Origin of the sequence: Abiotrophia defectiva ATCC 49176, assembly GCF_037041345.1 — a bacterium.
GTDB lineage: Bacteria > Bacillota > Bacilli > Lactobacillales > Aerococcaceae > Abiotrophia.
The window spans coordinates 567,177-591,859 of record NZ_CP146287.1 but is presented as its reverse complement, the minus strand read 5'-3'; the positions used below and the strand labels follow the sequence as shown (position 1 = coordinate 591,859).

The 24,683-nt window shown below is 48.2% G+C and carries 29 protein-coding genes; 2 read left to right on the top strand and 27 right to left on the bottom strand.

The window, feature by feature from the left end; genetic code table 11:
• Positions 1–33: 33 nt before the first annotated feature.
• The 12 genes from V7R82_RS02855 to V7R82_RS02800 form a co-directional block, all read right to left on the bottom strand.
• Entirely contained in the window at positions 34–930 is an 897-nt protein-coding gene (locus tag V7R82_RS02855) for a HAMP domain-containing sensor histidine kinase (RefSeq protein WP_338543277.1), read from the bottom strand.
• Positions 930–1,646 carry a response regulator transcription factor gene (locus V7R82_RS02850; protein ID WP_338543275.1) on the bottom strand — a complete coding sequence of 239 codons (717 nt, stop codon included), beginning with the start codon at positions 1,644–1,646 and terminating at the stop codon, positions 930–932. Before V7R82_RS02850 ends, V7R82_RS02855 begins: the two co-directional genes overlap by 1 nt.
• A 33-nt stretch (positions 1,647–1,679) precedes the next feature.
• Complete coding sequence (locus V7R82_RS02845; RefSeq protein WP_338543273.1) at positions 1,680–2,993, bottom strand: low temperature requirement protein A; 1,314 nt, start codon at positions 2,991–2,993, stop codon at positions 1,680–1,682.
• Positions 2,994–3,008: 15 nt separating this feature from the next.
• Positions 3,009–3,488 carry a GNAT family N-acetyltransferase gene (locus V7R82_RS02840; RefSeq protein ID WP_338543272.1) on the bottom strand — a complete coding sequence of 160 codons (480 nt, stop codon included), beginning with the start codon at positions 3,486–3,488 and terminating at the stop codon, positions 3,009–3,011.
• Between the two features lie 77 nt (positions 3,489–3,565).
• Positions 3,566–4,042 (bottom strand): GNAT family N-acetyltransferase, encoded by a 477-nt coding sequence (locus tag V7R82_RS02835; protein ID WP_338543270.1) that lies wholly within the window; start codon positions 4,040–4,042, stop codon positions 3,566–3,568.
• A 77-nt stretch (positions 4,043–4,119) separates the two neighbouring features.
• On the bottom strand, positions 4,120–4,575 hold the full coding sequence (locus tag V7R82_RS02830) for a GNAT family N-acetyltransferase (RefSeq protein WP_338543269.1): 456 nt from the start codon (positions 4,573–4,575) through the stop codon (positions 4,120–4,122).
• Positions 4,572–4,907, bottom strand: coding sequence for a competence protein TfoX (locus tag V7R82_RS02825; RefSeq protein ID WP_338543267.1), 336 nt, complete (start codon positions 4,905–4,907; stop codon positions 4,572–4,574). Before V7R82_RS02825 ends, V7R82_RS02830 begins: the two co-directional genes overlap by 4 nt.
• A 1-nt stretch (position 4,908) precedes the next feature.
• Complete coding sequence (locus V7R82_RS02820; protein WP_298077103.1) at positions 4,909–5,304, bottom strand: hypothetical protein; 396 nt, start codon at positions 5,302–5,304, stop codon at positions 4,909–4,911.
• Position 5,305: 1 nt separating this feature from the next.
• Positions 5,306–6,598 (bottom strand): DUF2130 domain-containing protein, encoded by a 1,293-nt coding sequence (locus tag V7R82_RS02815; RefSeq protein WP_338543264.1) that lies wholly within the window; start codon positions 6,596–6,598, stop codon positions 5,306–5,308.
• Between the two features lie 400 nt (positions 6,599–6,998).
• Entirely contained in the window at positions 6,999–7,280 is a 282-nt protein-coding gene (locus tag V7R82_RS02810) for a hypothetical protein (RefSeq protein WP_338543263.1), read from the bottom strand.
• A gap of 42 nt (positions 7,281–7,322) precedes the next feature.
• Complete coding sequence (locus V7R82_RS02805; RefSeq protein WP_338543261.1) at positions 7,323–7,499, bottom strand: hypothetical protein; 177 nt, start codon at positions 7,497–7,499, stop codon at positions 7,323–7,325.
• A 67-nt stretch (positions 7,500–7,566) separates the two neighbouring features.
• Complete coding sequence (locus V7R82_RS02800; protein WP_338543260.1) at positions 7,567–7,719, bottom strand: hypothetical protein; 153 nt, start codon at positions 7,717–7,719, stop codon at positions 7,567–7,569.
• 166 nt (positions 7,720–7,885) lie between these two features.
• Here V7R82_RS02800 and V7R82_RS02795 point away from each other — a divergent pair, with 166 nt between their 5' ends.
• Positions 7,886–8,347, top strand: a complete 462-nt coding sequence (locus V7R82_RS02795) for a hypothetical protein (protein ID WP_338543259.1) — start codon at positions 7,886–7,888, stop codon at positions 8,345–8,347.
• A gap of 63 nt (positions 8,348–8,410) precedes the next feature.
• Here V7R82_RS02795 and V7R82_RS02790 read toward each other — a convergent pair whose 3' ends face one another.
• From V7R82_RS02790 to V7R82_RS02730, 13 genes are all read right to left on the bottom strand, one after another.
• Positions 8,411–8,806 (bottom strand): hypothetical protein, encoded by a 396-nt coding sequence (locus V7R82_RS02790; RefSeq protein WP_338543258.1) that lies wholly within the window; start codon positions 8,804–8,806, stop codon positions 8,411–8,413.
• 168 nt (positions 8,807–8,974) lie between these two features.
• On the bottom strand, positions 8,975–9,427 hold the full coding sequence (locus tag V7R82_RS02785) for an HIT family protein (protein WP_315271162.1): 453 nt from the start codon (positions 9,425–9,427) through the stop codon (positions 8,975–8,977).
• A 93-nt stretch (positions 9,428–9,520) separates the two neighbouring features.
• Entirely contained in the window at positions 9,521–10,855 is a 1,335-nt protein-coding gene (locus V7R82_RS02780) for a HAMP domain-containing sensor histidine kinase (RefSeq protein WP_338543257.1), read from the bottom strand.
• Positions 10,852–11,508 carry a response regulator transcription factor gene (locus V7R82_RS02775; RefSeq protein ID WP_338543256.1) on the bottom strand — a complete coding sequence of 219 codons (657 nt, stop codon included), beginning with the start codon at positions 11,506–11,508 and terminating at the stop codon, positions 10,852–10,854. Before V7R82_RS02775 ends, V7R82_RS02780 begins: the two co-directional genes overlap by 4 nt.
• A 311-nt stretch (positions 11,509–11,819) precedes the next feature.
• Positions 11,820–13,199 carry an ABC transporter permease gene (locus V7R82_RS02770; RefSeq protein ID WP_291432425.1) on the bottom strand — a complete coding sequence of 460 codons (1,380 nt, stop codon included), beginning with the start codon at positions 13,197–13,199 and terminating at the stop codon, positions 11,820–11,822.
• Positions 13,200–13,214: 15 nt separating this feature from the next.
• The gene (locus V7R82_RS02765) at positions 13,215–13,865 is read right to left on the bottom strand and encodes an ABC transporter ATP-binding protein (RefSeq protein WP_035364132.1); all 651 of its coding nucleotides are present in this window, start codon (positions 13,863–13,865) and stop codon (positions 13,215–13,217) included.
• A 13-nt stretch (positions 13,866–13,878) separates the two neighbouring features.
• Positions 13,879–15,174, bottom strand: a complete 1,296-nt coding sequence (locus V7R82_RS02760; protein ID WP_314692189.1) for an ABC transporter permease — start codon at positions 15,172–15,174, stop codon at positions 13,879–13,881.
• 281 nt (positions 15,175–15,455) lie between these two features.
• Positions 15,456–17,630, bottom strand: coding sequence for a pneumococcal-type histidine triad protein (locus V7R82_RS02755; protein ID WP_338543253.1), 2,175 nt, complete (start codon positions 17,628–17,630; stop codon positions 15,456–15,458).
• 161 nt (positions 17,631–17,791) lie between these two features.
• Positions 17,792–19,195 (bottom strand): dGTP triphosphohydrolase, encoded by a 1,404-nt coding sequence (dgt, locus tag V7R82_RS02750; protein WP_338543251.1) that lies wholly within the window; start codon positions 19,193–19,195, stop codon positions 17,792–17,794.
• Between the two features lie 160 nt (positions 19,196–19,355).
• Complete coding sequence (locus tag V7R82_RS02745) at positions 19,356–19,553, bottom strand: hypothetical protein (RefSeq protein ID WP_070755933.1); 198 nt, start codon at positions 19,551–19,553, stop codon at positions 19,356–19,358.
• Between the two features lie 56 nt (positions 19,554–19,609).
• The gene (locus V7R82_RS02740) at positions 19,610–20,566 is read right to left on the bottom strand and encodes an alpha/beta hydrolase (RefSeq protein WP_338543250.1); all 957 of its coding nucleotides are present in this window, start codon (positions 20,564–20,566) and stop codon (positions 19,610–19,612) included.
• 152 nt (positions 20,567–20,718) lie between these two features.
• Positions 20,719–21,912, bottom strand: coding sequence for a hypothetical protein (locus tag V7R82_RS02735; RefSeq protein WP_338543249.1), 1,194 nt, complete (start codon positions 21,910–21,912; stop codon positions 20,719–20,721).
• An 86-nt stretch (positions 21,913–21,998) separates the two neighbouring features.
• Entirely contained in the window at positions 21,999–23,504 is a 1,506-nt protein-coding gene (locus V7R82_RS02730; RefSeq protein ID WP_338543248.1) for a PTS transporter subunit EIIC, read from the bottom strand.
• Positions 23,505–23,751: 247 nt separating this feature from the next.
• On the opposite strand from V7R82_RS02730, the gene V7R82_RS02725 reads away from it, so the two are divergent.
• The gene (locus V7R82_RS02725) at positions 23,752–23,961 is read left to right on the top strand and encodes a type II toxin-antitoxin system PemK/MazF family toxin (protein WP_338543735.1); all 210 of its coding nucleotides are present in this window, start codon (positions 23,752–23,754) and stop codon (positions 23,959–23,961) included.
• 57 nt (positions 23,962–24,018) lie between these two features.
• Here the strand turns inward: V7R82_RS02725 and V7R82_RS02720 are convergent, their stop codons facing one another.
• Together V7R82_RS02720 and V7R82_RS02715 are read right to left on the bottom strand one after the other, a co-directional pair.
• Positions 24,019–24,348, bottom strand: coding sequence for a type II toxin-antitoxin system RelE/ParE family toxin (locus tag V7R82_RS02720; protein ID WP_291427392.1), 330 nt, complete (start codon positions 24,346–24,348; stop codon positions 24,019–24,021).
• Positions 24,338–24,595 (bottom strand): type II toxin-antitoxin system Phd/YefM family antitoxin, encoded by a 258-nt coding sequence (locus V7R82_RS02715; protein WP_023391684.1) that lies wholly within the window; start codon positions 24,593–24,595, stop codon positions 24,338–24,340. The genes V7R82_RS02720 and V7R82_RS02715 overlap by 11 nt, the downstream gene beginning before the upstream one ends.
• Between the last annotated feature and the right edge of the window lie 88 nt (positions 24,596–24,683).

Sequence of the window (24,683 nt, the reverse complement as noted above, 5' to 3'; positions counted from 1 at the left end):
TCCATTATAGTTAATGTAAATCTATATATCCTATTATTTAGGGAGTAAAATTATTACAGAAAAATCTAGATTCTTACTACTCAATAGAAGGCTTCCACCTAATAATTGGACCACTTGCTGACTAATATAAAGCCCCAGGCCTGAAGAAGACTCGACTTCTGACAGGTTCTCTGAATAGAAGCGCTTGGTCAAGTAGCGGACTTGTTGGATGGGCTGGGCCATTTGGTTATCAAGGCCAATTTGCAGCTGGTCCGCTTGGAGGCTCAGGCTAATTCGGCCCTGACCCTTACCATGTTTAAGCAAGTTGCCTAGCAGGTTCTGCAAGACCCTCACCAGGAGTTCTGGGTCGGTTTCTAGCCAGATAGGACCTGGCGCCAGGTCCAAGTCGACCCTAAGTCCCGCCCTTTGGAAGGCTTCATAGTAGGTCAAGGCCGTCTCCAACAAGAGCTGATGGACATCCACGCGCGCAAAGCTGGGCTTGACCTCGTGCTCCAAGACCCGGCGATAGTCCAAGAGGGCCTCAAGCCGGCCCGAGACCTGCTTGAGTTGCTGGTGGACCTTTTCCAAGGCCTGGACATCGGGTAGCTCTTGGGCTTTGACCTGCTTAAGAGCTTGCTGGGTATAACCCGACGCAATGGTGAGCGGGGTCCGGATATCATGGGCAATATTGCTGATGGCCTGGTCCAAATCCCGCCGCTCCTGTTGGCTGGTGATTCGCTCGGCTTCCTGGTCCTCGAAGACTTCTTGGATAGCCTGGCTCAAGTCCACTAAAGTTCGACTCTGCTGACTGAGACGCAGGCGCCCTTGGGATTTGGTCTGGCGTTTGGTCTCAATCTGCCGGGTTAGCTGGCGGACGGTGTAGCTTTGATGAAATAAATAGAGGATGGTCCCCAGGAGACAGAGGCCTAGGCCCAAGCTAATTCCTAACATTAGGTCGCCTCCCCTCCTGGCCGGACGCCTTGAGCTAGGCGAACCCCTAGGCCCCAGACCGTCTCAATATAATCCTGGCTATCATCCAGCTGGCTGATTTTCTTGCGCAGGTTGGACAGGTGGGTGTTGAGGGTATTGTCGCCCGGAATGAAGACATCCTGCCAGACTAATTCATAGAGCAGCTCCTTGGTAAAAATCCGCTGGGGCTCGCCTAGCAAAATAGTTAGAATGCCAAATTCCTTTTTAGACAGACGAACCGCTTGGCCCTCCCGACTGATTTCAAAGCTATCGGCCTGGAGTTGCAACTGGCCTAGATGGGTGGTCGCCTGGCTTGGCTGACTGCTAGCGCCCGCCTCATGGCCGGCTGTCCGCAACTGGACGGCTACCCGAGCATAGAGTTCCTCGAAGTCGAAGGGCTTGACCATGTAGTCATTGGCCCCGGCTAGCAACATCTGACTAATCAGCTTCTTGTCCCCCAAGGCCGTCAGCATAATGACCGGCACCTGACTAAAGGCCCGGATGGCCTCCAGGACAGCCTGGCCATTCATGCCTGGCAACATATAGTCCAGCAGGACCAGGTCCACCGGCTGGGACTGACAGTAAAGCAAGCCCTCTGTCCCGGCAAAGGCTGAAACCAGTTCATGTTCCTGGCCCAGGGACTGCTTAATCAGGGCATGGATGTCCTGGTTGTCTTCGATAATCAATATACGCGCCATAGTGGCCTCCTTTCGTGCGGGTCTTGCTAAGGATTAGTCTTGGCTTGGAGCTGGACTTTCAGCTGGTGGGTCTGCTTGGCCTTGGGATTCAGGTGTAGGGTCTGACGGCACTTCTCTTGTAGTAACTTCTGATTTAGAAGGTTCAATTTCAAGTGCTACTTCTTCAGGCACTTCTCTTACAGGCGTTTCTTCAGCCGCCTCTAGTGCTTGGCCTTGGTCGCTCTCAACTGGTGCCCCTTCTAAGACGGGCACTGGCTCTTGTTCCGGCTTCTTAAGCAAGTATACTTGGCCGGCAAAAATCAAGCCAACTACCACTACTAGACGAACCAATTCCACGTCGTCTGTGGCAGGTGAACGCAATGATAGGATCCAGCCCACTAAGAGAGGCAGATAGATTTTCCATGTAGCAAAGCCACCCAAGAATTCAGGCTTTCTCTTAAAGCTTAGTAAGAGAATGCCCAGATAGTAAACAGCCAGGCCGGTATAGCTTAGGCCCACAATATGACTGATGCGCACATAAGGGGTCATAAAGCCACCCAAGGCAATAATAACAAGACTCAAGCCAATCATAATCACATAGTGGCTGTAAATAAAACCAGCAGCTGACTGGTCAGCCCCTTGCGGCACCCGGTCGATTTGAACCTTATAGTGGAGAATGAGGCAGGCAATGAGGATAAGACCTAGTAAGGTGGTCGTCTCCAGAGATAGGAAGGTACCCAAGCTGAGGACAACCAAGCCGGCTGAGTACATCATGGTCATGAGTGAAGTGCGGTCCTTCAATCGGTCGAAGTCAAGGGCTGGCACTTGGCGGTCACGCAAAAAGTAAAATGGCGCTAACCAGCCAGCTAGAATTGCTACTACCAAAGCAGCGACGCCCCATTCATAAGGCAACTTGGTGCCCAGCAGGAGCAAGCCCCCTTGAGCCAAGAAAATCAAGGCATGGCTAGCAGCAAAGTATTTGTTCTGGTCATCCTGGGCCTTGAGCCATTGAAGGCCGTAACGTAGGGCCAGACTGAGGCTGAGGAAGGCCAGACACGCTGACAAGAGGACCCAGCTATCCTTCCAAGAAGCCGTATTGCCTTTAAAGAGGAAGAGGAAAACGGTCATATCGAAGAAATGACAGACATAGTCCAGGGGCCCTTCCTTCAAGTAACGATTGTTGTAATCGGCTTGGCTGAACCAGATATAGAGGATGACCGACAGGGTCAGGGCAAAACGCCAGATCAGGTTGGTCTCCAGAGGATACTTGGTGATATCTGCTAACATATAGAGCAGCGTGAATAGGCCGGTAACAAAAACAAAATCATAAAAAATTTCTAAAACTGAAACGCGTTTGGTTTCTAACATGGCATTCACCTCATTTTATTGATTGATCTTGAGATACTTGAGTCGAAGTAAGCAGGGATTCCATTCATCCCAGAGATCTGGGAAGACTTCAATGGCCTCGTAGCCACAAGCCTGGTAGAAGGCATTGGTGGCATCATAAGCCTCATAGTGTCCCGGGGCCACCGTCTTGACCTGCAGATAATGATAGCCCTGGCTGATAGCATAGTCTTCAGCCACCGCCATGAGCTGGCGGCCTAGTCCCTGGCCCTGATGGGCCTTGAGGACGCCCATGCAGTGAATTTCCAGACAGACAGGGGAAGTTTCTTGGAGGGTGATAAAGCCCCAGCCCTCCCCTGCTTGAAAACAGACCCGGTCGTTGGCCTGGTCAATGTATTCCTGGGTGGAGTCTGGCAAACCAAACCATTCAGGCAGGTCGGCTAAGACCTTGGCCACTAGTTGTGAGCGATCTTGACCTGCTTCTACTAATAGGACAGAGTAAGTTTTACTTTCTCTCATGATAGTCACCTCGTATTGATTCATTAGCATTTAAGCATTTGAGTTGAAGTAAGCAATAGAGTTCTTGATTCTATGGATTAATTAGTCTTGAGATATTTGAGTCGAAGTAAGCAGGGATTCCATTCATCCCAGAGATCTGGGAAGACTTCAATGGCCTCGTAGCCACAAGCCTGGTAGAAGGCATTGGTGGCATCATAAGCCTCATAGTAACCGGGCGCTACCGTCTTGACCTGCAGATAATGATAGCCCTGGCTGATAGCATAGTCTTCAGCCGCAGCCATAAGTTGTCGCCCTAAGCCCTGGCCTTGATGGGCCTTGAGGACGCCCATGCAGTGAATTTCCAGACAGACAGGGGAAGTTTCTTGGAGGGTGATAAAGCCCCAGCCCTCCCCTGCTTGAAAACAGACCCGGTCGTTGGCCTGGTCAATGTATTCCTGGGTGGAGTCTGGCAAACCAAACCATTCAGGCAGGTCGGCTAAGACCTTGGCCACTAGTTGTGAGCGATCTTGACCTGCTTCTACTAATAGGACAGAGTAAGTTTTACTTTCTCTCATGATAGTCACCTCGTATTGATTAATTAGCATTTAAGCATTTGAGTTGAAGTAAGCAATAGAGTTCTTGATTCTATGGATTAATTAGTCTTGAGATACTTGAGTCGAAGTAAGCAGGGATTCCATTCATCCCAGAGATCCGGGAAGACTTCAATGGCCTCGTAGCCACAGGCCTGGTAGAAGGCATTAGTGGCATCATAGGCCTCATAGTGTCCCGGGGCCACGGTCTTGACCTGCAGATAATGATAGCCCTGGCTGATAGCATAGTCTTCAGCCGCAGCCATAAGTTGTCGCCCTAAGCCCTGGCCTTGATGGGCCTTGAGGACGCCCATGCAGTGAATTTCCAGACAGACAGGGGAAGTTTCTTGGAGGGTGATAAAGCCCCAGCCCTCCCCTGCTTGAAAACAGACCCGGTCGTTGGCCTGGTCAATGTATTCCTGGGTGGAGTCTGGCAAACCAAACCATTCAGGTAGGTCGGCCAAGACCTTGGCTACTAGTTGTGAGCGGTCTTGAGCTGCTTCTACTAATTGAATCATGTCTTGTCCTCCTTTGACTTTTTCTTAGGCTTGGGGGCCGGTAATTCAGGCCACATGGCTTCAAACAAAGCCAGGACATAGCCTGATTCCTCTAGATCCTCCACCTCAATCATGGGCTTGGCACCCGGATAAGGAAGGACATCGGCTTCTTTGGCTAGATAGGATAGGGCGGCAGGCACCGGCTTGACTAGCAAGCGGTTATCGTAGAGTCCGCCCACTAATTTGCCTTGATAGTAGAGCAGGTACTCGCCCATCATGGCCCTACTGGTAACCCCCTGGTCATGCTGGCAAAGGTCTAGGATAAAGGCTAGATAATCCGGACTGGTAGCCATCTTAGTCCCCTCCCTTCAGATAGTCCTTGAGGTAGGCCAGGTTGCCATAGGCTTCTAGCTCCAGAGGCTCGGTCGTCAAGACCATGCCTCGCCCGGCCGGGTCGCTTGGCACTTGGAAGGCCAGACCTAGACGGCCAGGTTCCTGGCCCGGTGCCCAGGCAATGTAGAGAGTCTTGAGGTAGCCGTAAGTGGCATCCTCGGACTGAAGGACGGTCTGGGCATAAGCATACCAATCGCCGACCTTGTAGAGTTGGTTGAGTATTTGGTCCAGATAGTCCTGGCTGACCTGCCGGCTGTCTGGCACTAAATGGGGCAAGAGCCGTAGTTCCACGCTATCTTCGGCGATAGTAGCTAGGTCAATCTTGACTGCCCCCAAACTTCTGAGTCCTTCCAACACCTTATCCCTCCTCTGTCTGATCCTTGGCTTGGTCCAAGGCATGGAATTTGGCCTTCATGGTTGGGTTCTTGCGGGTCAGCTTCTTAACGCTGACATCGTCTAGCTTGTTGTTGGCTAGGCGCAGCTGGTTCTCGCTAGTCAGCAGGGCCGTCTTGACGGCCTCCATCCGCTTGATGGCCTTGTCGATTTCCTCGATGGCTTTGGCGAAGTTGTTGCTGGCTGAGTTATAGTTTTTGGCGAAGGCTAGTTTGAAGGCGTTAAGGTCTTCTTCAAAATGGGTAATGTCAATATTCTGCTCCCGCATCTGGGCCAGTTCCTGCTTGTAATGGAGGGCATTCATGGCCGCATTGCGCAGGAGGGTAATCATAGGCAGGAAGAATTGGGGCCGAATGACATACATCTTGTCGTAGACATAGGACACATCCACGATTCCGCTATTATAGAGCTCATTGTCGGCTTCAAGCAGGCTGACCAAAATGGCATACTCGCAGCCCTTCTCCCGCCGGTCCTTGTCTAACTCCTTGAAGAATTGTTCATTCTTCTTCTTGCTGGCGGTCTCGTCGCCTTCGTTCTTCATCTCAAACATAATGGAGAGGATTTCGACACCCTGGTCGTCATACTCGCGGTAGATATAGTCTCCCTTGGAACCCGTCCGGGCATCATTGTCCTTGCCGAACTGGGCCTTGGGAAACATGCCCATGCGGTTGCGGTTGAATTCGTACTCGCAGTGCTGCTCCAGGCTCTCGCCAATCATCTTGGTGGACTGCTTGGCCTTGAAGTCCTTGTAAAACTCAATGGTTTCGTCCTTCTTACGTAGCTCCAATTCGTACTTCTCTTGATCCGCCTTGCGGGACAGCTGGGCTTCCTTCTCCTGTAAGGCCAGCTGGTTGGCAACCGCATCGCGCTCCTTCTCCAACTGAGTCTTGGCCGTTTGCAGGGCTTGTTGGTGCTCCAACTGGGCCTGCTTGAGTTGGAATTCCAGGGCTTGAATGGCCTGGTCCTTGGCCGTCAACTGGCCCTGGAGGGCGGTCTCGGTTTCCTTTTGAATCAGGGCCTTCTCGGTTTCAAATTGTTGGATTTGATGTTGCAGTTGGCTTAGTTCCTGGTCCTTTTGGGCCCGCAAAGCCTGCTCCTGGTTCTGATAGCGTTGCTCGGCCAAGTCTAGGGCCTGATGGAGGCGAGCCTGCACTTCGACATCGAATTCGGCCGTCCGTACCTGGGCTAGCAACTCGCTATATTGGGTTTCATTAATGGTAAAGTGGGTCCCGCAATGGGGACATTGGATTTCTTTCATATAAAACGGGGACTCCTTTCATAACTTTGTCTTCTCTATTATAACAAAAAAAGCCCCCGGCTTGTAGTGGGAGCTAGGCTTGGACAAAGGGCGCCTGCCTATTATTCGTGAATTGTAAGCGCCAAACTTGGAAGGGCTTGGTGGCATAACTTTTAAAGTTTAGTGAGGTGGCAACCAGTGGACTTATTTATTAGTTCCACCAATGCCAAGGATAGAAGTGGGCTCATCAAAAAAATAGAAAGCTTCCCTTCATTCGCGAATCTTAGGCATCTACTAACCTAGTACTAAGGCATAAAGGTCATCCCCTATCATCTATGATACCTAGATAGGTATTATCATAACTACCGAATCTCTTTGAAGTCCATTAAAGATAAGAGGGAGGTGGATACCTCCCTCTTACTTAGATATAGTCACTAGCTGGACGATTTGTCTTGCCAGCTAAAATATCTTCCATCATTGTTGTACCATCTTTATAATGGCGTAGTTTAGAAGCGTATGCAAGTCTCCGTGCATAAACTCTTTGGACTGTCTTAAGTCCTACGTATTTTATCAGGGCTTCTATAATAGACTCGACATCTTCGTCGATTGTCACATCTCCTGTTACTTGGTTAGTTTTTCTCCGAAAAGCTTTGCGTTGTGCGACTGTCGCTATACTAAGAAAATAAACAAGGTCATTGTGCATAGTATCACCTCCTTATAGAATACTATATATAGGATATATTCTTCATGCATAAACTCTTTGGACTGTCTTAAGTCCTACGTATTTTATCAGGGCTTCTATAATAGACTCGACATCTTCGTCGATTGTCACATCTCCTGTTACTTGGTTAGTTTTTCTCCGAAAAGCTTTGCGTTGTGCGACTGTCGCTACACTAAGAAAATTAACAAGTTCATTGTACATAAAATCTCCTCCTCATAAAATATTATATATAGGATATATTCTCCGTGTATAAACTCTTTAGGCTGTCTTAAGTTCTAAGTATTTTTTTCAGGGCTTCTATAATAGGTGTGACATCTTCGTCGATTGTCACATTTCCTGTTACTTGGTTAGCTTTTCTCCGAAAAGCTTTGCGTTGTTCGCCTGTCGCTACACTAAGAAAATTTAAAAATTCATTGTACATAACATCACCTCCTTATGCAATATTATATACGGAGAATATTCTCCTATATTGCATATTATACTACCTATAAATATACAGGTCAACAGTTAAATGCAATATTTGAAAAATATCTCTCTATGATATAAAATATAATAAAGAGAAATGGACAAGAATGCCCGGAGGATTTATGGAAACTAGAAATGATAAATTTAGAAGATTGTCTGCAGCTCGAATGACAAAGGTCTTTTCAATATTAAATATACTGAGAAATCAAAGCGATAAATCAAAATACAGTTTTTCAAAATCAGATATTGAAGAACTTTTTGGCGCATTAGAACAAAAAGGCGAAGAAATAAAGGAACTGTTTACTAGTCCTTTTACTATAAAAGCAGCTAATCTAAAACAGGAATTCAAGTATTCCAATTCTGACACAAATAACAGTAAGGAAGTATCTTTTAAGAAGCTATCAATTGCCAGAGTGGAGAAGATTTTTTCATTAATGAACCTACTCGCAAATCTAAGCAACAAATCAAACTATAGTTATAGTGATTGGGAAATAGAGGAACTCTTTGCTGCTTATGATGAAGAAGTGAAGAAGTGCAAGGTATTTTTTGAAGAAAAAAGAACGGAGTTCAAATATAGCGAGTGAACTGCTTTTTCGTTTGTAATACACATCAAAAGGGCTGGAATTTGAATTCCAGCCCTTAGTCTCTTAATTCTGTTTAGCCTCTTCCACATAGCTATGGAAGAGAGAAGCATAGTAGTCATATTGATCCGGATAGCCCTTGCGCAAGTTACGCAGGAAAGCCCGTTTGACCGGCGTCGTATAACGGAAATGAATGTAGAAGAGGGCAATAAGCAGTGCACCGGCCAAGCCACCAAGTGATGAGAGGACAGACCAAAATTCGACACCTGGCTTGCTAAAGTATAAAACCCCTGCCGCTGCAAACAGGACCGCCAGAATAATAATGACCCACTTGAAGTTCTTGTCTAGGCGCGCCTGCACCTCTGCTAATTCTAGAATCACACCTTGTAACTCGCCATCTGTATAGACTCCCTCACGTAGGTTACGCGCCGCGTCACGAGAGAGTACTGTCCGTGTTGCCATAGTTGGATCCAATCCTTTAATTTTGGATAGTCTCAATATAGCATTTTTAGGATTTCAATTCAAGATTTGTAGGCTTTCGAGCCCTCTTTCTGGCCAAGATGATTGACCAATTAACCCCATAAAATCAAAAATACAGGCATCTCTGTCATGATGCCTGTATTTTTTCGTCTACCCTTCTAAGGACTCTAGCAGCATTTGCCGCATCTGGGATAGCTCGGGCTCCTGCAGTCGCACTGCCTCATCCGTCATTTCCTCAAAGGGCACCCACCAGACGGGCCCGCGCCCCTGGTGGCCGTAGGTCCCCATATCGCCGGCGCGACGTGGAAATAGATGCCAGTGTAGGTGAGCATCGCCATTGCCTAGCAATTCGACATTCATCTTCTCTGCCCCAAAGGCCTTGGCCACCGCTTCTTGGACCTGACTCATTTCAGCCAGGAAGGCTAACCTAGTCTCAGGGTCTAAGTCATGAAGCTCTCGCACATGCTGCTTGGCTAGGAAGAGCGTGTAGCCCTTGAAGTATTGGTGGTCACCCAAGACCACATAGCCAGTGGACAGTTCCTTGACTAGGTAAGGATTGCTGCCTTCCTTAATCATCTCGATTCGTTGACAAATTAAACACATGGTCTAGGCTCCTTTACTACACTATTGCTTTGACCCAATTATAGCATAAGTCACTCTCCCATTCAAAAAAGCGCCCTAAGGCGCTTTTCTCTTCTAATCCTCCAGCACTTCCAGTTCAAAGCGCATGCCGCCTTCAATAGCATAGAAGTCATGGACAATGTGGTAGTTTTCCAGCAGGTTATGAACCATATAGAGACCCAAGCCGGTCCCCTTATTGCCCTGCTGGTCGCTGTCCTGGTGACTGAAAATGTCATAGGCTGACTGAAGGGCTTGGTCAGACATAGGCTGGCAAGGATTCTCAATTCTTAGCTTCTGCCCCTCACGATAGATACGGATGGTGCCGCCGGGTGTGGAGTAGCGGACCGCATTGCTCATGAGGTTGGAGAAGACCTTGCGGAAGGCTGACTCACTCATAGCCAGGGTGGCCTGGTCGAGTTGATAGTCAATCTGCAAGTGCTGAGCCTGAGCCAGGACTTCATAGTCAGCCAGCACCTGAGGCACAATGGCCGCCACATCCAGTGGTCCTGTCTCGGCCTGCCATTCTTGCAGTTTGGAGAGTTCCAGAATTTCCTTGACTAGGCCAGATAATTGGTCGACCTTGAGCATGGCCTCATCTAAATAGGTATCCCGGTCGGCATACTTGCCTACCTTCCAGCGCATATTTTCTAGCATAATGCGCAGACCCGCCAAGGGGGTCTTAAGTTCATGGGAAGCACTGCGCAGGAAGTCGACCTTGAGCTTCTCTAACTCCACCATGCGCTGGTTCTTCTCTTCCAATTCATCAATAACTGCTAAGAGATGGCCATAGAGCTCGTTGATTTGTCGCTCCATCATGCCCAGCTCATCCTGGCGGATATTAGCAAAGAAAGCCGTCCGATCCAACTGCTTCATGCGCCCGGTCATGACCGCCATGCGGCTGAGAGGCCGGGACAGGCTGCGGGCGTAGACATAGGCTACCAACACTGCCAAAGCCACCGAGCCCCCTAGGGACATAGGCAGTAAGGTCAGGGTCACCCGCGTGGCCTGGCGGACTACTTCGGTAGTGGCAACAAACTGAACTAGCAGGCGTTTCTTATCCCGCGTCACCACTTCCCGCTCTTCGATAATGACCGAGTTCTGGTCACTGTCCTGATTATAGTTGAGATTGCGGCCTAGTGTCTTGGTATAGCTAGAACCTTGGGGCTGCATAAAGGCCGTAATGCCCTCGTTCTTAGCATAGACTTCCAGGGCTGTCTCCACTTCTTCTTCATCGACTTCGGCCAGGTTTTGGACCATGGCATCGGCCTTGTGGCTCAAGTCGGTCTGGCGATCATTGAGATAGAAATGGGGAAAGACCAAATAAATGGAGAGATGGGCCACTGCTACCAAGGCTAGCAAGATGGAGATGGTCCAGATAAAAATTTTCGGAAATAAACTTAGTCGTTTCATTTTAGCTCCAATTTATAGCCCACATTTTTGACCGTGACAATACAATCCAATCCTAAGTTTTTGCGCAATTGCTTGATATAGACGTCCACTACCCGGTCAAAGGGTGGATCATCCTGATTGGCCCAGACATGGTCGAGAATTTGCGCCCGACTGAGGACTTGGCCTTGGTGGTCCAGCAAGAGCTTGAGAACTGCCAATTCCTTAGGTTTGGTGTCCGCCACTTCCCCCTTATAAGTCGCTTCATAGCTGGAGAAGTTGACCTTGCTGTCCTTGTATTCCCAGATGTCAAACTCGCCGTAATGGCGCTTAAGCAAGGCTTCAATGCGCTTAGCCAGTAGGACCAGGGAGAAAGGCTTCTGAATATAGCCATCCACCAGCAAGTCGAAGGTCTTAATTTGGGCTTCTTCATCAGCTACCGCTGTCAACATGAGGACTGGCACTGTACTGGTTTTACGGATTTCTGCTAAGACTTCAAAGCCATTTTTCTTAGGCATCATAATATCTAAGAGGACCAAATCCACAGATACCTCCCCAAAGAGGTCCAGGGCTTCTTGGCCATCAGCCGCCTCCCAAACAAAGTAGCCTTGACTGCGGAGAAATTCGCTGACTCCTTCGCGGATGGCTGCTTCGTCTTCTACAATCATCAGATTCATGGGCGCACTTCCTTTCACATTAAAATCTTAAGTCAATTATACCACAGAAAGTAGGATTAGCCTGCGCAAACCCTACTTTCCATGGTAAAAAATATTATGGACTTCCTAGCCTACACTTGAACCAAATTCTGAACATTATCTACAAATGGAAGTCCTTAGGTGGAGAATAAAGGGGTATCTAGAACCCCTCATAGGCCGGTCAAGGCGTCATTGCTTGGACTGAGTGACGAGAGTATGTAAGTGACAATGACGGCGACTTGGCCGGTCTATGAGGAGTTCTCGATGACGAGAACTCACCCACATTTTTTGGCCTATTGATGGTCGGCCAAGAGCGATTTAGGTTGCTTACGCATGAGGGTAATGGAAGCTAGAAGTACAGCTACCAGGATGACCACCAAGCCTAAGGCTACTACCCAAACCATATCCATGGCTTGTACTTGGACGGATAATTCGGTCAAGGTCTTGTTGAAGCTATCAATAGCCGCCCCGCCCCCAAGCGTGGTGTTCTTAGCTTCCGCTGCCAATTGTTGACCGATGCTTTGGTTGACGCTGCCCAGAATGGTATTCCCTACCCATTGGCTGACAGGTCCACCTAGGAGGAAGGCCCCCACAAAGCTTGCTAGACTGACCATGAGGACTTCAACTAGGAATTGAGCCAAGATTTGTGGCTTGGTCATCCCTAGGGAGAGACGAATCCCCATTTCCTTACGACGACCGTTCATCCAGAGGAAGAGGATCAACATGAGAACAACACCTGAGAAAATCAGGCTACCCAAGAGTAACTTGTCGGTCATGCCATAGACTAAACCAATTGATTTTTGCAAGGATGGGAAGTTTTGGCTGCTCTTAACCAAGCTGTATGCCCGCCAGTTAATGGACAACTTCTTAGCTTCAGACATAATCTTGTCTAAGTCATGGTTACCGTCGACGAAGAAGCTAGCATCTTGATAGATAGCCGTTTCATCGGTATAACCGTAGAGCTTTTGAGTGGTCCCTAAGTCGGTCAGCAGGTTGTTTTGGTAGAGTTCTTGGATGGCCGTTACCCCACCCTTGTTCTTCCCGCTGAAGGTCCCTACGATCGTAACTTCAGTCGTTTCGTTGGCTTGCTTTTCATTATCGGCATCATAGATGTTGGACTTGAGTTTGAGCGTGTCCCCTACCTTGAGGCCGTTCTTCTTAGCAAATTCTTCGTGGACCATGGCCACGTTCTTGTCTTCAGGCTTAATGTGACGGCCTTCAACTAGCTTGAAGGTTTCGGCACTAAAGCGATCGTCCAAGGAAGAGTCATTGGTCCCTGTCAACATGGCTGCCTTACCGAAGCGACGTTGACGGTCGGCATCAATTCGTGGCAGGCCGTCTTGGGAAACCAGTTCCTTGTCGACTAAGTCGGCCACAATCCCCATACGTTTGACCACTTGGCTAATGCCATCTAGGCCTTGAATGGCCGCGATGTCCTTACCACGCAAGTTCCCACTCCCGCGGTTGGTCCCTTGGTTGTTACGGCGATCGATTTCCATCGAGAAGGAAGAGCTGATGCCCTTGAAGGTTTCTTTGGAGGCCACGTCGGTTGCCCGCTTAACAGCCAAACTACTTAAGGAAACAGTGGACATGACTAAGAGAATGAGGAAGATAATCAGAGTCTTAAATTTTTTACGCCAGACATAGGCCCAAGCATTATTCAATAAACGCATTGTGCTTCCCCCTCTCTACTTCACTTTATGTCCGTTAGCAGCTTTCAGCTTACCATGACTGAGTTCTAGAACCGTATCGGCTGCCTCTGCCACTTGTGGGCTGTGGGTCACGACGATGACACATTTGCCTCGTTCATGGGCAGCTTGACGTAAAATGTCGATGATTTCTTGGGCGGTCCCTTCGTCCAAGTTACCGGTTGGTTCGTCAGCTAAGATGATTGGCGCCTCGCTAGCCAAAGCCCGGGCGATGGCCACCCGTTGTTGTTGGCCACCGGATAACTTGAGGACGTTACGATGAATTAAGTCTTGGCCCAAGCCTAGTTGTAAGAGCAAGTCTTCGCTAGCTTCCGCATTGGCTAGGCGCACATTTTCTAGTGGCGTCAAGTAGTCAATCAAGTTGTAGTTTTGGAAGACCAAGCAAATATTGTGGCGGCGGTGGGCGCTATAAGACTCTTGGGCAATATCCTTGCCTTGGAAGAGGACTTTACCTTTGGTTGGGCTATCTAAGCCTGCCAAGAGGGATAAGAAGGTCGACTTACCAGCCCCAGATTTACCCACAACGGCATAGAAGGTGCCAGCATCAAATTTTGCGTCTAATTCCTTGAGGACACTCTCTTGTGCCCCTTCATAACGATAGTAAATGTTGTCTAATTTCAATAATGTCATCATGATCACTTCCTTAACTGAGTTGTCCTAGGATTTCCTTAGGTTTTTTGGTGAGAATTAAGCCGGCACAAGCCATGACCGCCACTACTATAATAATGAGGACCACGCCATAACTTGTTGCGACTAGACCGGCCTGCCAAGTTGGCGCAGCGGCCGCGAAGAGTTTGCGGACCTGGTCTGGCAGGTCATTGGAGACTATGAGGCTGGAGAAGAAACTGTTAGCCAGTGGATAAGCTACTGCGGCTGCGATGGCCCAGGCCCCAATGGATAGGCCCCAGAGCTCTAGCAGGATTTGGCCAATGATTTGGCCCTTGGAAATCCCAATGGAGAGCAGAATGCCGAATTCATGCACTCGTTCCCGCAAGCAGAAGAGCAAGACTAGGAAGAGGGTAATCACGCTGACCAATAAGACCGCGCCGGTCATGATGGTCATGAGGGACTTGAAGCTAGCGATAGGTGCTGCCACCTGTTCAAAGGCTTGACTGTTGGCTGTCAATTGGGTTTGGTCCCAATCCAGCGACAAGGCCTTAACGCGGCTAATAACTTGGTCTAGTTCCTTAGGATTTTTCACCCGATACTGAGCCAGACGTACTTGATAGTCGTCTGCTTGCCGCCCGTAGAGGGCCTGACTGCTGGCATAATCGGTATAGAGCCGGTTTTCGGTCAAATCGGAGCTGAGCCCGGTGAAGGTCTCACTGCGTTTACCGCTATAAATCCCGACAATCTCAAATTCCTTGGCTTCCCCGTCCTTGGCTTCCCCACCTTCTGTTAGCTGGGTGCCCTTGAGGCTAATCTTATCGCCTAGCTGGAGCTTGTTGGCTTCTGCAAAGGCCTCGTGGACCATGACCTTGTCTTTGTCATCTGGCGTCAAGTGGCGCCCTTGGCTGAGGGTCAAGGCCCCGCTAGCAAAATCTAAATCGGTCTGACTGTCTTGGCGACCTTGAATGGATAAGAGCTGATTAAAGATATCGTCGCCTTGGTCACGTTGCACGGCTTGTTGGGCCTGAATGACTTGGCCGGACTCAAACTTGGCCAACCCTTCTGATTGATACTGAACGTCTGCTACCCCTTCTACTTGAGCCACTTGACTGATGTCCGACTCTTTCATACCTGCCTGCAAGCCCTGACCTTGGAGCTGGAATCCCGCATTGGAGAGGGACAGAAGTTTATCTTGAACTTGTTGGGTACTAATCTGAATCGCGAAAACAGCTAAGACAGCGGTCGTGATCAGAGATAAGATGAGGAAAAGCAGCCCTACTCTGACTCGCTTACGGCTGACATAGGCCCAAGCACGCTGATACCATTTCATACGAGTCACTTCCTTTCTGCTGATTAAGAACTAACTATAGTATGCAACCCCTGTGTGAAGTTGATATGAAATTGTGAAATAAATTTTTGTCTTCTTCAATAAATGAAAAATCCAGCCCCTGACCTGGCTTGAGAACAGGATAAGGGCTGGATTTTTGAGAGGTTGACCGATGACAAAATAACTATTTTATATCTTTCTATCACTTAGCCATCCAAGCTAAAAACCACCCTGCCATCAGTTCGGCCGCTGATGGGGGGTGGTTTTTTAATAGAGGGTTAGACTTAGTTGCTTGAAGTCGTTTCGTCTTTCTGATCGCTTGCTGCATCAGCTTTTGAGCTGGACGAAGACTGGGATGAGCTTTGGTCTGAGGATGAGGAGGCCTCGCTTGCCTTGTCCTCTTCAAAGTTAGTCACTGGCAGGCTCTTATCCTTGTCGGCGTCTTCTAAGACTTCGGAGGTGAAGGACTTGTTGCTCTCCAAGATGCTTGGACCGCCATCTTCCCCGGCTTGGGTAATGGCCTTATACTTGTCGCCTACGCGGGTGTCAACCTTGCCATTGAACTGGGCGTGAGCTAGCTCGATGGCTTGTTTAGCTAAGATAGCTGGTGCGAAAAGCGGTTCTGCCGGGTCATCCCCACCGAAGACGGCATTGGTCTTGGATAGGCGGGCAATGATATCCGACACTTGTTCCCGCAAGTCATAAGACAATGGCTTGTCTTGGACGTGTTGAGTCAAGAAGTAGAGATGCTTCATGGCTTCAACCCCAGGGCGGTCATTGGCGTCCTTGAGGGCAGCCACATAGGCTGCTAAACGGCTTAAGCCCACCGCGTCTTGTGCTTCGATGGCCTTGTTGGCTTGTTCCCGCAATTGGTCAGCGGTCACCCCATAGTTGGTCAAGTTAAGCTCACTAATGGCCTTGAGGATGCTCTCATGTTGGGCATTCAATTTGGCCAGACGTTCGGACAGTTTGTCACTATTGTCTTCAATTTGGAAGATGTAGCGGGCCGCAAAGCGATCTAAGAGTTGGAGGAAGCCTTGGGTCGAATTACCCTTGTCCTTGAGGCTTTCTTCAATGTCTTGTAGGCCAGCTTCAATCCGGGCTAGCGCTACTTCTTGGCCAGCCAAACGTTGGCTAGCGACTTGGCGCAGAGTGGCAATGTAGGCTTTGACTGTCGCTTCATCCAAATCCCCTGGCACATGGATGCTTGGCAGGCTGGCTAATTTGTTGGCTACATAAGCCTTGGCCCCTTCCACATTGCGGATGCGGATATTGTGGCTGTGGTCGCCATGTGGCACCTCGAAGTAGCCATCGCGAATGCGAATAATGCGCTGAGGAATCCCCATGCGTTTCGCAAGGCCTGCTAGTTCGCGGGCAAAGCGTAACTCAGGGTCAATGCTTGGATCCTGACTAGGGACTTCCAAGGTCCAGAGTGGCACTACCCAAGGATGGATGTGAGACTTGTCTTGGCCTTGTTCCGTATTTTGGAAGGCAAAGACTTGACCCCGATAGTTGCCTGCATCATCATAGACGGCCTGCAACTTGATAGTGTCCCGCTCTACCCCATAGGCATAGCTGATGTAATCCAGATGCCCTTGAATCTCAGGCGAATCTAAGGTCAAGAGGGAAGTCGGCCCTTGTGGCGTGCTTGGTTGTTCTGGCTGACTCGGAGCCGGGCTTGGACTAGCTGGCTGATCCACCGGCAGACTTGGCGTCGCTGGTTGACTTGGTCGGGTCAATTGATCAGCTGGATGACTTGGTGCTTCAGGTTGGCTTGGGCTAGCTGGCCGGCTAGCAACTGGGCCATTTGGTCTTGGGCTGACTGGCTCATCATCGAAGGACAGATTGCCTAAGCCTTGACCACAATCCAGCACATCATGGAAATGGTCGCCGTGAGGAATCCGCACTAGGCGGCAGCCCCCTGGTGTGTGGGCATTAGGCACAGTTGGCGCATTGGCCAAGTCACGTTTGGAGATAAAGTGGAAATGGTCGCCGTGACGGACTACATAACCGTCCGCATTCTCTTCGACAATATCGGCTGGGTTAAAGGTATAGTGATCGTCCCCACCCCTTCTTGAGCTGCTAGCCCCTGCTTGGTCCTGGTCTTCATAGATGGCGTCCACTGGTGGCTTACCATAGACAAAGTGATAGTGATTGCCGTGTTTCTTAAGGTAACCGTTGGAAAAGACCTTACCCACGATGACCTTTTGTTTACCCATTTTTTCCTTGAATTCTAGCTCCAGCTTATCCAAAGCCAAGGATTCTTTTTCGGATTGGGCTGCTGCCAAATCGCTAGATAATTGCCCCTTGTCGCTTTCTGCTTGGGACATGGCCGTTTGGGCCTCTTGCAAACGGGCTTGAGATTGACTGAGATCTTGGTTAAGGCCCCACAAACCGGCCCCGGCGCTCAGAAGAATGGCGCCATTAATCCCCCATAATAAGATGCGTTTTTTAGTCATGAATGATGACTCCTTTATATATAATGGTAATTCTTACGTTTAGCATCTTACACCGAATCGTAATGATTGTCAATAGTATAATGAAAAAATATTGCACTACTTGTTAAATAGTGTGCCAGCATCAAAAAAGCCCCCTGCTATGAGGGAGCTGGGTGATAAGATTAGGAAATACCTACCATATCTAAGTAGAGTTGGTGGGCATAGCTGTCGGTCATGCCTGAGATGAAGTCCGTGGCCAAGAGTAGGCGCAGATAGAGCTTCTCTAATTCCGACTTACCTTGCGCAAAGTAATGGTAGGACCGTTTCTGGCTCTCGGAAATAATGCCAATCTTCTTAAGGTCCACATAGTCTAGTCGACGCGCTGTATCATAGGCCACCAAAGGCGGCACGAAGCTATCCAGCAGATAGGTCAGGGTCGAATAGCCCGCTATTTCTAGGCGCAGAATCGACTTGTGGTCATAGATTCGCTCTTCAGAAATAGACCGCAGTTGATGATAGAGCGGCGCCACATCCGAATCTTTGAAAAGGTCAAAGTCGTAGGTCCCGGCCATCAAGTCAGCATAATGGCTCACGAAGGACTGGGTGGCACCGGCAATCAGGACATTGCGCAGGTGCTCGAAGAAACGGTTGATGCTGAAGATTTCTTCATCAATGGTCTCCAGAATGTGAACCACCTGACGCGAAGCCTGGCTGTCCTGGGCTGACTGCTTAAGGCTGGCTAGCAAGTCCGCCTTGACCATGGCGAAGGTCAGGACGCCCTTACCCAGGGCGTCTTCCATATCGGCCACCAGATAGGCAATGTCATCAGCCGCTTCTAGGATAAAGGTCAGCGGATGGCGTTGGCTACCCGCCCCCGTTTGGCTGGTAATAGCCTGGAAGAGGTCAACCTCCGCATGGAAATAGCCCACCTTCTTATGGGTGATGGCACCGGTCTTAGGCTGATGAGAAGCCCGCGTGTATTTGAGAATGGTATTGAGGGTGGCCACAGTTAAATCCAGGCCATCAAAGCTACCCTTGAAGTCGTGGAGCTTGGCCGCAATCCGCAGTGCCTGGGCATTCCCTTCAAAATGATAGAGGTCATGAACATAGTCGCTGGCTAGAAAGTCCTGGGCCAGTTGGGGATCCAGCTGCTCACTCAGAATGGCTGGCAGGCGCTTCTTGAACCACTGGCGGATAATATCCTCGCCAAAGTGGCCATAAGGCGGATTGCCAATATCGTGCAAGAGACTAGCACACTCGACAATACGGGCAATGTCGGCCTGACGGACAATGAATTCCTGCTGGCTGACTGCCAGCTCTGAATCGGCCACGCCTTCCAGTTGATCCGCCAGACTGAGGGCAATCTCTGAGACCAGGGTCCGGCCAATCATGGCCACCTCCAGGGAATGGGTCAGGCGCGTATGAATAAAGTCCATACGCTCCAAGGGAAAGACCTGGGTCTTGTCCTGTAACCGCCGGAAAGACGGACTGGTCACAATACGTTTGTAGTCATCATCAAATTCGTTGCGATGCTGGGTCGCGCTACCCGATAGACGGGCAGTAGATAAAAGATCTGTCCATTGCATAAGCCGGACCTCCTTGTTTGCTGGCTGGGGAGGGTTAAACTAGGTGTCAGCCAGCCTATGTTGCTTCCTTATTATAACAAAATCTCAAGCCGGCATAAAGAAAGACACCCGGGTGGGTGTCTTGGTCTTAAGTATACGTACAGCAAGGCTGAATAAAATTTTATTGGTCTAAGGCTTCTCTCAAGGATTGGATTGTGGAGTAGCTTGCTACCGATGGATCATGCGCAATGCGTCTGCTTTCGTCGATTGCTTGAGCAGTTAGCGACTTGTCTTGTCGGCTTAAATCCTGAGGCGCTTGCTGATTTAGCTGGTCTGAATGACTAAGTATATCTTTATGGTAGTAGTCTTTATTGCTCATGACAACCTCCTAATCAATAGAACCATGTTTTGAGACTTATAGAAGCTAGTGACAACTTAGTTGTTAGCCTTCAAAAATTCGCCTATCCCTGCTGCAATTTCTTCGGGCGCATAATCATGCACATAATGCCCCACATCCAAGCGTTTAATGGTCGCATTAGGCACTTGCCCAAAGCTATCTTGCGCCATTTGGTACCAAGCCTCACTAGAGAAGCTAGTCCCACTCGCATTAGACACATAGAGTAAAATAGGGACGCTTGGCAGAGGCTTGTCTAAAACTTGCTTAGCATTGCTTGCTGACATTTCAAGTTCATTGCCAATAGCAGTCGTCAAGGCCTGCTTATAAAAGAGCGCCTTGTAATTAGCTATTTCTGCTTGCGTCAGATGGCCTGATTCAAGGGCAGGAGCTGCCTTCTCTGCTGGATAAAGAAAACGCCCATAGCCTAGCCCAAGTAACATTTGCCCAACCTTAACTACAAAAGTTGGAACCTTTACTTTGTCATAGCTCTGAGGCATGGCCATATCGAGGCCAACAATAGCAGAAACTTCTGCTGGATGTTCTTGGGCCCAGTAGAGAGCCTCCAAGCCAGCCATGGAATGAGCCACTAGAACATAAGGGCCTTGAATACCAGACGCTTCTAGTGCTTGACGTGTCTGTCTATTCACGGTTTCTAAATCTCTAGGACTATCCCCATCATCACTAAAGCCATAACCGAGTCGCTCGACTATGACAATACGATAATCCGACTCTAATTGCGTCGTCAAGGCCTTAAAGTCCAAAATAGGCGATGTTGTGCCCCCTCCAGCTAACAAAACTAGTGTCTTGCTACCCGAACCAGTCACATAGACATTTAGCTGTTTACCCTCAACCTCAACACGATTACCAATCGGCGATATATCACTAGCTTCTCTGGATAGGGCAAGACGATGATTAAGATAGACACCTAATGTAACTAGCACCATGGCTAAAAGCACATAAACTAATAGTTTTCTTATACCTCGCCAAAATCTCATCACTTAGCCTCCTCAACTTTTGATCACATGCTTACCCTACCACTTGAACAGGACTAGGTCAACAGATAAGAAGATTTGCACCGATGCTCAGTCATCGCGAGCCTTAAATCGTGTTAGAAGGTATCTTAAAGCGTCGACCTTTATTGCAACTTTTAAGAGAGATTCTGTTCTTGATTTTCACTGATAGCCCCGGAAATTAAGTAATGCCGTAATTTTGTCTTAGCCTTTTTATAATTCTGCACTGCCCTTTTTACTACTATACTCAGCGAGAACCTAAGAACTGTCAGTAAAATGGACATAGCTAAGAATGTGATAGCACCAATAATAAGTGGATCGCCTTGAAAGGCACATGTTATCTTTTCTAGCACTTCTCTTAACTTATCGGAAAATGTGATCGTAAAGGCAAAAGATAGGGTTAGTATTGTCCCTCCCCAAAGTATTCGCTTATCTTTTTTATTCAAAGTACTATAGCTCTTGTACAATCTACCATATCTACTAATTGGCAACTCACCCATAGCATCAGTTACTATTATATCTAATATCAAAAATACCACAATGGCAGTAACCATCATAAATAAGGATAAGGTTACTTTATTAAAAAAATCATTATCCCCATATAAAAAGTATTTGAACCATGACTTAAATAAAGGTGGCAAAATTGATCTAATTATCTGAACAAAAACTATTGAAGCTATCAGAGTATCAATTCTATACTTTATCCGAATTAACCTCTTGCGAGGAGCGCCACTAGAATTCTTTAAGAATTGAATATTAGAAATAAGATTTTCCGAGAACATCATATCGACAAACAATTTCCCAAAAACAACAAATATTAATTCCACAAGCGTAAAATCATTCAATAAAGACAAGAAATAAAATATTAATACTAAAAAGCTACTAGTTATATAAGGCTTTCTTGGAAGTATTGTGTTAAGTAATAGATTTATACAATCTAGGAAATTATTACAAAGCATCCACAATAATGCAAGTGAATCTAGTATTCGCAAGAAATCTACGGAATCGTAGTTATTCAACTCTGCTATATTTTTGATGAAATGCCCAGTATATATGACAAAGAGTAGATAAAAACCGAATCTTATAGCAATACGCTCTACACACATTGACACATCACTAACATCTCGCCAACTCTGTCTTCTCTGGAAAACAACACGGTAGATTGAGATTAGTAGCATAATGAATCCCAAGCCCATCAGAATATACTGATACGTTTTATCTAATCCAAGCAAGAAGTACCTTCTCACTAGCACAATTATTGTGGAGCCTAGGAACCAAGCAATACTTTCCTTATCTATTTCAGACCATCGTTTCATAGTCTTATCCCACATACTAATGCTCCCTTCTTCATTTTATGATACAGATTAGATTAAGGCCAGCTACCTAAATAGCTGGCCTTACTAATTTGATAAATCTCCTAGTCATCCACACCCAGAATCTCGTTGATGTTGTTCTTGTAGAGAATAGCCTTAGCCCCATAGACTGCTTGGATGCCGCCTTGGACTTCCAAGACATCGACGGCGCCAATGGCCTTGAGGGTTGGCTTGTCGACTTTGCCTGAATCTTTGACTGATACACGCAAGCGGGTGATGCAGGCGTCGACTTCTTCAATATTTTCAGGACCACCTAGGGCTTCAATGATTCTCACTGAATCTTGCTTGAGGCTGTCCTTGGTATCGACCACTGGCTTAGCATCCTCATCCAAATCCTCTTCCAGACGACCTGGAGTTGGCACATTGAATTTGGTGATGAACCAGCGGAAGACCACATAGTAGAGGCCAGCCCAGATTAAGCCAAATGGAATTTGTAAGAGCCAGTTGGTCTTGTCATTCCCTTGCAGGATCCCGAAGAGGGAGAAGTCGATGACCCCACCAGAGAAGGTGTTCCCGATGGAAATGTTGAGGATGTCGGCGATGAAGAAGCTGACCCCATCCAGGAAGGAGTGAATCACATAGAGGAAAGGACTCACGAAGAGGAACATATACTCGATTGGTTCCGTAATCCCGGTGATAAAGCTGGTCAAAGCAACCCCGAAGAAGAGACCTGCGTATTTCTTACGACGGTCTTTTGGCACCAAGTGGTACATGGCCAAGCAGGCAGCTGGCAAACCAAACATCATGGTTGAGAAGCGCCCAGCGAAGAAACGAGTTCCTTCGGTGAAGAGACCAGTATGACTTGGATCTGCCAATTGGGCGAAGAAGATTTTTTGTGCCCCGGCTACGGTTTGACCCGCAACTTGAGCTACCCCACCCAATTCGGTGTACCAGAACATTGGGTAGATCATGTGGTGCAAGCCGACTGCCCCACAGAGACGCATGAGGAAGCCGTAGAGGAAGGTCCCAAACGGACCCGCTTGGGAAATGTAGTCCCCAGTTGATACTAGCCATTGTTGGAATGGTGGCCAGATTAGGAAGAAGACGCCCCCTAAGAAGATTGAGGCAAAAGACGTCACGATAGGCACAAAGCGGGAGCCCCCGAAGAAGCCCAAGACCTGTGGCAATTGAATATTATGATAGCGATTATGGAGCCAAACCGCACAGGCACCGACCGCAATGGCGCCAATGACCCCGGTGTCGATGGCCGAACCCTCTGCCATATAGAGTTTGACTAAGGCACCGATGGTGGCTTTCATGACCAGGTAACCGGTCACCCCGGCCAGGGCTGCCGTCCCCTTGTCGCGCTTAGCTAGGCCGATACAGAGGCCCACACAGAGCAGGAGGGACAGGTTGGCGAAGACAATTTCGCCGGCCGAACTCATGACTTGGAAAATAGCTTGTAGGCTTGGATTATTCAATACGGGATAGGTCGCCACCGTGGTCGGATTCGACAAGGCGCCCCCAATCCCCAGCAATAGCCCGGCTGCCGGCAGAATGGCAATCGGCAGCATAAAGGCTTTCCCGATTTTTTGTAACAACTTAAACATGGTACAAAGACCTCCTTTGATTGTTAGGTGCTTCAGAAGTCTCGCATCGGAATCCTCCTGACTCACTACTTTGGTCCCTTCTTCCCAGGGACTCGCGGCCCTTCCTGGCCTGGCTACCTCCTTTCCTGGTCTGACATGATCTTGCATAAGTTGCGATGCGAATGCGCAGGGTTATCTGTAACCCTTTACAAGTTAATTATAATAGGATTGTAAGGAAATTTCAACTTGGAGGGGAGACTTGACCATCGTGGCTCCCATCACCACCACTAGTTGCAACTTTCCCACCTATCATGAGCTGACTAGCACCCGCACCATTCAGGGCAAGGTCATGCTAGACCAGACCATGACCCTAGACTTGGCGGCGCGAGGTGTCACTAAGGTAGAGGAAAGACTATCCCAAGAAGAATTGAAGCTTATCTTGGATAAGTATAAGTTGTTGTTTGATATGGAAGATTAGGAATACACAAAACGCCATCGGCTTGGTATGATTACCTAGCGATGGCGTTTTATTTGTTTAATGCGACTTAAGGTCCATAAACAAATGCGCTTGATCCTGAAGACCATGTCCTAGACGGATAATCCGCAGCTTTTGTTCTTTGGGGTATGGCGCATAGTAGACAATATAGTGGCCAATGATTTTCCGTCGAATGCCTATAGCTGGCAAATAGGGATTGCGCACCCGCTCCCCGCTTTCTGGGAAAACCAGCAAGTTTTTCAAACACTCATGGAGTGCATCAAGAAACTTTTTGGCAGCTTGCTGATTCTTAAGTTCCTTGGTCAGATAGTCCAGAATCACTTCTAAATCTTCTTCTGCCTTCTGAGTGAACTCATAACTATAGGTCATAACGCTCCCTCATATCCGCGATAAGGGACTCACCGTCTCTTAGACGCTGCTCTCGAATATCTTCCAGCCCTTGATATAGAAATTTTGCTTCTTCCATTTGTCGGAGGGTCTTCTCATAGTATTCAATGTCCATGACAACTAGTCGCCCGTAGCCATTCTTAGTTACAAAGACTGGGCCTTGTTCCTCTTGGCAATATGCTTCAACTGCCACTGTGTTTTTTAAATCGCGCATGGGTATAATTTTCATCAACGCCACCCCCTTTTGATGGCTATATTATACCATAAATTTAGACACATATATAGTCATTTATAGCAAAAGGCCCCCTCATCTGATC

Coding starts and splice junctions, on each gene's coding strand:
- V7R82_RS02770 (WP_291432425.1), bottom strand. CDS start 13,199: ATGCGTTTATTGAATAATGCTTGGGCCTATGTCTGGCGTAAAAAATTT.
- V7R82_RS02765 (WP_035364132.1), bottom strand. CDS start 13,865: ATGACATTATTGAAATTAGACAACATTTACTATCGTTATGAAGGGGCA.
- V7R82_RS02855 (WP_338543277.1), bottom strand. CDS start 930: ATGTTAGGAATTAGCTTGGGCCTAGGCCTCTGTCTCCTGGGGACCATC.
- V7R82_RS02780 (WP_338543257.1), bottom strand. CDS start 10,855: ATGAAACGACTAAGTTTATTTCCGAAAATTTTTATCTGGACCATCTCC.
- V7R82_RS02755 (WP_338543253.1), bottom strand. CDS start 17,630: ATGACTAAAAAACGCATCTTATTATGGGGGATTAATGGCGCCATTCTT.
- V7R82_RS02720 (WP_291427392.1), bottom strand. CDS start 24,348: ATGACCTATAGTTATGAGTTCACTCAGAAGGCAGAAGAAGATTTAGAA.
- V7R82_RS02810 (WP_338543263.1), bottom strand. CDS start 7,280: ATGCACAATGACCTTGTTTATTTTCTTAGTATAGCGACAGTCGCACAA.
- V7R82_RS02835 (WP_338543270.1), bottom strand. CDS start 4,042: ATGAGAGAAAGTAAAACTTACTCTGTCCTATTAGTAGAAGCAGGTCAA.
- V7R82_RS02790 (WP_338543258.1), bottom strand. CDS start 8,806: ATGGCAACACGGACAGTACTCTCTCGTGACGCGGCGCGTAACCTACGT.
- V7R82_RS02745 (WP_070755933.1), bottom strand. CDS start 19,553: ATGAGCAATAAAGACTACTACCATAAAGATATACTTAGTCATTCAGAC.
- V7R82_RS02815 (WP_338543264.1), bottom strand. CDS start 6,598: ATGAAAGAAATCCAATGTCCCCATTGCGGGACCCACTTTACCATTAAT.
- V7R82_RS02740 (WP_338543250.1), bottom strand. CDS start 20,566: ATGAGATTTTGGCGAGGTATAAGAAAACTATTAGTTTATGTGCTTTTA.
- V7R82_RS02775 (WP_338543256.1), bottom strand. CDS start 11,508: ATGAATCTGATGATTGTAGAAGACGAAGCAGCCATCCGCGAAGGAGTC.
- V7R82_RS02715 (WP_023391684.1), bottom strand. CDS start 24,595: ATGAAAATTATACCCATGCGCGATTTAAAAAACACAGTGGCAGTTGAA.
- V7R82_RS02825 (WP_338543267.1), bottom strand. CDS start 4,907: ATGGCTACCAGTCCGGATTATCTAGCCTTTATCCTAGACCTTTGCCAG.
- V7R82_RS02800 (WP_338543260.1), bottom strand. CDS start 7,719: ATGTACAATGAATTTTTAAATTTTCTTAGTGTAGCGACAGGCGAACAA.
- V7R82_RS02845 (WP_338543273.1), bottom strand. CDS start 2,993: ATGTTAGAAACCAAACGCGTTTCAGTTTTAGAAATTTTTTATGATTTT.
- V7R82_RS02760 (WP_314692189.1), bottom strand. CDS start 15,174: ATGAAATGGTATCAGCGTGCTTGGGCCTATGTCAGCCGTAAGCGAGTC.
- V7R82_RS02785 (WP_315271162.1), bottom strand. CDS start 9,427: ATGTGTTTAATTTGTCAACGAATCGAGATGATTAAGGAAGGCAGCAAT.
- V7R82_RS02795 (WP_338543259.1), top strand. CDS start 7,886: ATGGAAACTAGAAATGATAAATTTAGAAGATTGTCTGCAGCTCGAATG.
- V7R82_RS02735 (WP_338543249.1), bottom strand. CDS start 21,912: ATGTGGGATAAGACTATGAAACGATGGTCTGAAATAGATAAGGAAAGT.
- V7R82_RS02830 (WP_338543269.1), bottom strand. CDS start 4,575: ATGATTCAATTAGTAGAAGCAGCTCAAGACCGCTCACAACTAGTAGCC.
- V7R82_RS02850 (WP_338543275.1), bottom strand. CDS start 1,646: ATGGCGCGTATATTGATTATCGAAGACAACCAGGACATCCATGCCCTG.
- V7R82_RS02805 (WP_338543261.1), bottom strand. CDS start 7,499: ATGTACAATGAACTTGTTAATTTTCTTAGTGTAGCGACAGTCGCACAA.
- V7R82_RS02730 (WP_338543248.1), bottom strand. CDS start 23,504: ATGTTTAAGTTGTTACAAAAAATCGGGAAAGCCTTTATGCTGCCGATT.
- dgt (WP_338543251.1), bottom strand. CDS start 19,195: ATGCAATGGACAGATCTTTTATCTACTGCCCGTCTATCGGGTAGCGCG.
- V7R82_RS02840 (WP_338543272.1), bottom strand. CDS start 3,488: ATGAGAGAAAGTAAAACTTACTCTGTCCTATTAGTAGAAGCAGGTCAA.